Origin of the sequence: Stenotrophomonas maltophilia group sp. RNC7, assembly GCF_030910085.1 — a bacterium.
GTDB classification, from domain to species: Bacteria; Pseudomonadota; Gammaproteobacteria; order Xanthomonadales; family Xanthomonadaceae; genus Stenotrophomonas; species Stenotrophomonas sepilia.
In genome coordinates this window covers 1-5,435 of sequence record NZ_JAVFVN010000022.1, presented here as the reverse complement: position 1 = coordinate 5,435, position 5,435 = coordinate 1, and the positions used below count along the sequence as shown (strand labels likewise).

The following is a 5,435-nucleotide window of genomic DNA, read 5'->3' as shown; positions in this document are numbered from 1 at the left end:
ATGGCGGGGGGGGGGGGGGGGGGGGGGGGGGGGGGGGATAATTGCCCGAAGCCGCGGGGCGGCGCCCCCGCGGGGGACCCCCCCCCCCCCCGCCCCCCCCCCCCCCCCACCCCAAACCCCCCCCGGGGGGGGGCGCGGGGGGGGGGGTGGGGGTGGGGGGGGGGGGCGCGCTTGGGCGGGCCCGCCCCGGACTAGTGGTATTTTCCCCCCCCCCCCCCCCCCCCCCCCCCCACCCCGCCATCCCACGGAATGCCCGCTTTTGACGTTGACGTTGACGTCAGCAGGTGCAGGGCTGCAAGCCCTGCCCCCCCCTCTTAGTACAGCGTGCGCTCCGGCGCACCGGCCGGCGGCGGGGTGTACTGGTACAGCCAGGTCTCGGTGAGGGTCTTGCCACCACTGCGCAGGAACAGGCGGATGTCGATCTGCTCGGTACTGCCTTCCGGCGGCACCAGGTCGAACATCGCGCGGTAGCCGTTGATCTCGCGAAGCGGGCGCGCCGACACGATCTCGACCCGGCCACGGCTGGCTTCCACCACCGCTTCGACCTCGGCCTTGTCGATCAGCCTGGCCAGTTCGCCACCTTCGAAGTCCACCGCGAAGCGCCAGCTGAAGTACTCGCGCTTCTTGCCGACCACACCGCCCAGGCCGGTGCGGCTGGCCACGCAGTGCGCCAGCGGCGGGCGCGCCGGCGGTTCGGCGCCCCAGTACAAGCGGTAACCGACCAGCAGCTCCTGGCCCGGCTGTGGCTTTTCCTTCGGGTTCCAGAACGCCACGATGTTGTCGAACGTCTCGTCCACGGTGGGAATCTCCACCAGCTGCACCGAGCCTTCGCCCCATTCGCCCTTCGGCTCCACCCACAGGCACGGGCGCTTCTCGTAGAACACGCCGTCGTCCTGGTAATGGTCGAAATTGCGGTCGCGCTGCAGCAGGCCGAAGCCGCGCGGGTTGCGGTCCACGAACATGTTGAAACGCAGGTTGCGCGGGTTCAGCAGCGGCCGCCAGATCCACTCGCCGGCACCGGTCCACAGCGACAGGCCATCGGTATCGTGGATCTCCGGGCGCCAGTCCCATGCCATGCGACGGTCGTTCTCACCCACCTGGTACATGCTGGTGCACGGGGCGATGCCCAACCGCTCGATCGCCTTGCGCGGGTACAGCGCGCTGTCGATGTCCATCAGCAGCACGTCGCCATTGGTGATCGCGAAGCGATAGGCACCGGCCACGCTGGGCGAATCCAGCAGGCCATAGACCACGATCGTGTCCGAATCGGCCGACGGCTGCTCCAGGTAGTAGGCGATGAAGTCCGGGAATTCCTCCGGCTTGCCCATGCCGGTATCGATCGCCAGCCCACGCGCCGACTGGCCGTACTGGCCCTCCTTGCCAACGGCGCGGAAGTAGCTGGCGCCGAGGAAGGCGGCGAAGTCGCGGTCGGTGTCCTTGCGGGTGTTGAGGCGGAAGCCAGCGAAACCCAGATCGGCCGGCAGCTCGCCATCCTTGATGCCGCTCTTGCCGTAGTTGAACGCCGCGCCGTCATACGCCAGTTCCTGCGCCTTGCCGTCGACCACGTCGAACATGCGCACCGGCGAATGGAAGTACAGGCCCAGGTGGAAAAACTTGGCCTGGAACTTGCCGGGCTGGTCGGCCCACAGCGCATGGTCCTGGCGGTAGCCGATCGACTGGTACTGGTCCCAGTCGAGGCCTTCCAGGCGGCCCGGCAACACCCGCTTGTGGCTCTTGTAGGGCGCCTGTGCCAGCGCGCGCGCCTGGCCCTTCAGGGTGGCGAAGTCGAACGGCTGCGGTTGGCCGAGGCGGCGCAGGCCCATCTGACCGCTCCTGCTGGCCGCGCACGCGGGCAGGGACGGCAGGCCGAATGCAGCCAGGGCGAGGGAGGCATTGCGGATGAAGTCGCGTCGTTGCATGCAGGCGCGTCAGGCACAGAAGGAAGGTCGGCCATGATAGGCAGACAAACGTTAACGGGCAGCGGAGACGCGCCCTGCCCGTTCAGCTGCCGCTGGTCGCCGGCTCAGCGCTGGCAGTGGCTGCACCAGACGCTGGCGCGCTGGCCGATGGTGGCGTGCTTCAGCGCGCGCCCGCAGTTCGGGCACGGCAGCCCGTCGCGGCCATACACCAGCAGCTCCTGCTCGAAGTAGCCCGGCGCACCATCGGGGCTGATGAAATCGCGCAGGGTGGTGCCGCCGCGGGTGATGGCGTAGCCCAGGATCTCCTTCACCGCGTCGGCCAGCCGCTGGTAGCGTTCTCGCGAGATCTTTCCTGCCTCGCGCAGCGGACTGATGCCGGCCTTGAACAGGCTCTCGGCGGCGTAGATGTTGCCCACGCCCACCACCACCGCCTGGTCCATCAGGAAGGTCTTCACCGGCGCGCTGCGGCCCCGGCTGCGGTCGAACAGGTAGTCGCCGTCGAACGCGTCGTCCAGTGGCTCCGGGCCCAGCCCCTGCAGCAGCGGGTGGATCTCCCCAGCCGGCTGCCAGAGCAGGCTGCCGAAGCGGCGCGGGTCGTTGAAGCGCAGCAGGCGGCCGTTGTCCAGGCTGATGTCGACGTGGTCGTGCGCCCGCAGCGGGGTATCACCGGGCAGCACGCGCAGGCTGCCGGACATGCCCAGGTGCAGCACGGCGCTGCCGATGGCGGTATCCAGCAGCAGGTACTTGGCGCGCCGGCGGATGTCCTCGATGCGCTGCCCCGGCAGCAGCTCGGCCACTTCCGGTGGAATCGGCCAGCGCAGGTCGGCGCGGCGCAGGATCACGCCATGCACGCGCCGGCCCTGCAGGTGCGGCGCCAGGCCGCGGCGGGTGGTTTCGACTTCGGGCAGTTCAGGCATGGTGCGATTCTACGCCCGCTCAACGCGGCGGCGCGGACAGCTCGCGCGCATCCAGGAAGCCATCACCGTTGGCATCCTGCTTATGAAAGCGCTGCACGATCACCTGCCGCTGCTGCTCGCGGCGGATTGCCCTGCCCTTGCCGCCGGGCAGCTCGTCGGCGCTCAGCACGCCATCACCATTGCGGTCCATGCGGTCGAAGGCATACAGCATCCACTGCACGTACTCGGCCTCGCTGACCCTGCCGTCGCCATCGCTGTCCATCCGCTGCAGATAGCTGGCGGTGTCGGTGACCTGGGCCAGCGCCGCACCCGGCAGCAGCGCCGCCAGCAGAAGCCCGTACCCTGCCCTCACGCGCCCACCAGACTGTAGCCCTTCAAGCGTGCGGCGTAGGCCTGCAACGCCGCGATACCGCTTTCCTCGGCCTCGCGGCACCACGCCTGCAGCTGATGCAGGCGCTCGGCGGCGTCGTGGCCACGGGCTTCCAGCAGCGCAGCCAGTCGCCCGCGGTACTCGACCAGGGTGCGGATGCGCGGCCGCTGCGCCACCCATGCGCTGAGCTGGGCGCGGCTGTCCGGCTTCAGCCAGCGGCCATCGTTGACCAGGCCACGGCGCAACCGGCGTGGCAGCAGGCGGCGCAGCTTGGCCCCGGCCTGCGCGGCCTCCTCGCGCAGGGCCGGCATGAACACGTTGCGCTGGTAATCGGTCATCGCCTGGAAGCGGTGCGACAGCAGCGCCTTCAGCGTTTCGGCATCGGGCACGGCGATGTTCGGGCGCACGTCCATGGCCGGTGCCACCCGCAGCACCCTGGCCAGGTGCAGCGCCTGCAGCAGGCGGATCGCACTCCAGCCGATGTCGAACTCCCAGCGCCGCATCGCGAAGCGCGCCGAACTGGGGAAGGCATGGTGGTTGTTGTGCAGCTCCTCGCCACCGATCCAGAACCCCCACGGCGTGAGATTGGTGGAGGTATCGGCCGACTCGTAGTTGCGGTACCCCCACCAGTGGCCCAGGCCATTGACCACGCCCGCCGCCCAGAACGGGATCCACGCCATCTGGATCGCCCACAGCGCCACGCCGGGCAGGCCGAACAGCACGCCGTTGATCGCCAGCAGCACTACCGGCCCCAGCGTGGCGTGCGGGGTATACAGGTGGCGCTCGATCGCGTCGTCCGGCGTGCCGCGCCCGTACTGCTCGATGTCCGCGCGCATGCCGCGCGCTTCGCGGTACAGCTCCACGCCATGCCAGAACACCTTGCCGATGCCGCGGGTGACCGGGCTGTGCGGATCGTCCTCGGTCTCCACCTTGGCGTGGTGCTTGCGATGGATGGCCACCCACTCGCGGGTGATCATCGACGTGGTCAGCCACAGCCAGAAGCGGAACACGTGCGCCAGCGCCGGATGGAAATCGACCCCGCGATGGGCCTGGCTGCGGTGCAGGTACAGGGTTACCGAGAAGATGGTGATCTGGGTGAAGACCAGCAGCACGCCCAACATGGCCCACCAGCCGAGGCCGAGCACACCACCGGTCAACAGGGACATCAGGGCATCAGACATGGCAGCTCTCCGGATCGACGCGGGGATGGCAGACATGATGGGCGCTTGCGTTGCAAACTGCATCCCTGCGGCGATGTATCGCATCGCCATCCGTGGCACCGTTCACAGTTGGGGACCTGAGTTGTCGAGCCTTGATCCACGCGCCAGCACCATGACTGCCGCCCCGCCCGTTGCGGAGCTGCCCCCCTTGATCGAACTGGACCGCGCCACCGTGGTGCGCGGCCAGGTGAAGGTGCTGCACGGGCTCAGCCTGCGCATCGCACAGGGCCAGCACACCGCCCTGCTCGGCCCCAACGGCTGCGGCAAGTCGACCTTCATCAAGCTGATCACCCGCGAGCTGTACCCGCTGGCGCAGGTCGACGGCTCCGTGGCGGTAAGGGTGCTGGGGCAGAACCGCTGGCAGGTGGACCGGCTGCGATCGCAGCTGGGCATCGTCACCGGCGATCTCAGCAGCAACCTGGCCGACATGCCGGGCCTGACCGTGGAACAGGCAGTGCTGTCCGGCTTCTTCGCCAGCTACGTGGTGCCGGCCTTCCGCGAAGTGACCGCCGATATGCGCGCACGCGTGGGCGAGACACTGGCGATGACCGGCGCCCTGTCCCTGCGCGACCGCGCCTACGCCGAGTTGTCCGCTGGCGAGACCCGCCGCGTGCTGATCGCCCGCGCGCTGGTCAACCGGCCGCAGGCACTGCTGCTGGATGAACCCTCCACCGGGCTGGACCTGGTCGCCCGCGAGCAGCTGGTGGCGACCATGCGGGTGCTGGCGCAGCAGGGCATCACCCTGGTGCTGGTGACCCACCACATCGAAGAGATCATTCCCGAGATCGAGCGCGTGGTACTGCTGCGCGATGGCCGCGTGCTGGCCGACGGCACCCGCGCCGAGCTGCTGCGCAACGAACCGCTGTCGGCGGTGTTCGGCGGCGCGATCACCGTCTGCGAGCAGGAAGGCCGGCTGACCGCATACGCGGGGTGATCGGCATGCCGTTGTAGAGCCGAGCCGATGCTCGGCTGCTCCTGATCACGACAAGCAGCAGCCGAGCATCGGCTC

The 5,435-nt window shown here is 69.3% G+C and carries 5 protein-coding genes; 1 reads left to right on the top strand and 4 read right to left on the bottom strand.

Annotated elements, in window-relative coordinates; genetic code table 11:
- Positions 1-314: 314 nt before the first annotated feature.
- The 4 genes from RCF13_RS00140 to RCF13_RS00125 form a co-directional block, all read right to left on the bottom strand.
- A complete protein-coding gene (locus tag RCF13_RS00140; RefSeq protein ID WP_134969404.1) occupies positions 315-1,919 on the bottom strand; it encodes a glucan biosynthesis protein D in 1,605 nt (534 codons plus the stop codon).
- Positions 1,920-2,023: 104 nt separating this feature from the next.
- On the bottom strand, positions 2,024-2,836 hold the full coding sequence (gene mutM / locus RCF13_RS00135; protein ID WP_061480453.1) for a bifunctional DNA-formamidopyrimidine glycosylase/DNA-(apurinic or apyrimidinic site) lyase: 813 nt from the start codon (positions 2,834-2,836) through the stop codon (positions 2,024-2,026).
- 19 nt (positions 2,837-2,855) lie between these two features.
- Positions 2,856-3,188, bottom strand: coding sequence for a hypothetical protein (locus tag RCF13_RS00130; RefSeq protein WP_005421108.1), 333 nt, complete (start codon positions 3,186-3,188; stop codon positions 2,856-2,858).
- Positions 3,185-4,387 (bottom strand): fatty acid desaturase, encoded by a 1,203-nt coding sequence (locus tag RCF13_RS00125; RefSeq protein WP_061480455.1) that lies wholly within the window; start codon positions 4,385-4,387, stop codon positions 3,185-3,187. The genes RCF13_RS00130 and RCF13_RS00125 overlap by 4 nt, the downstream gene beginning before the upstream one ends.
- 151 nt (positions 4,388-4,538) lie before the next feature.
- On the opposite strand from RCF13_RS00125, the gene RCF13_RS00120 reads away from it, so the two are divergent.
- A complete protein-coding gene (locus RCF13_RS00120) occupies positions 4,539-5,360 on the top strand; it encodes an ATP-binding cassette domain-containing protein (RefSeq protein WP_053496707.1) in 822 nt (273 codons plus the stop codon).
- The last annotated feature ends 75 nt before the right edge of the window (positions 5,361-5,435 follow it).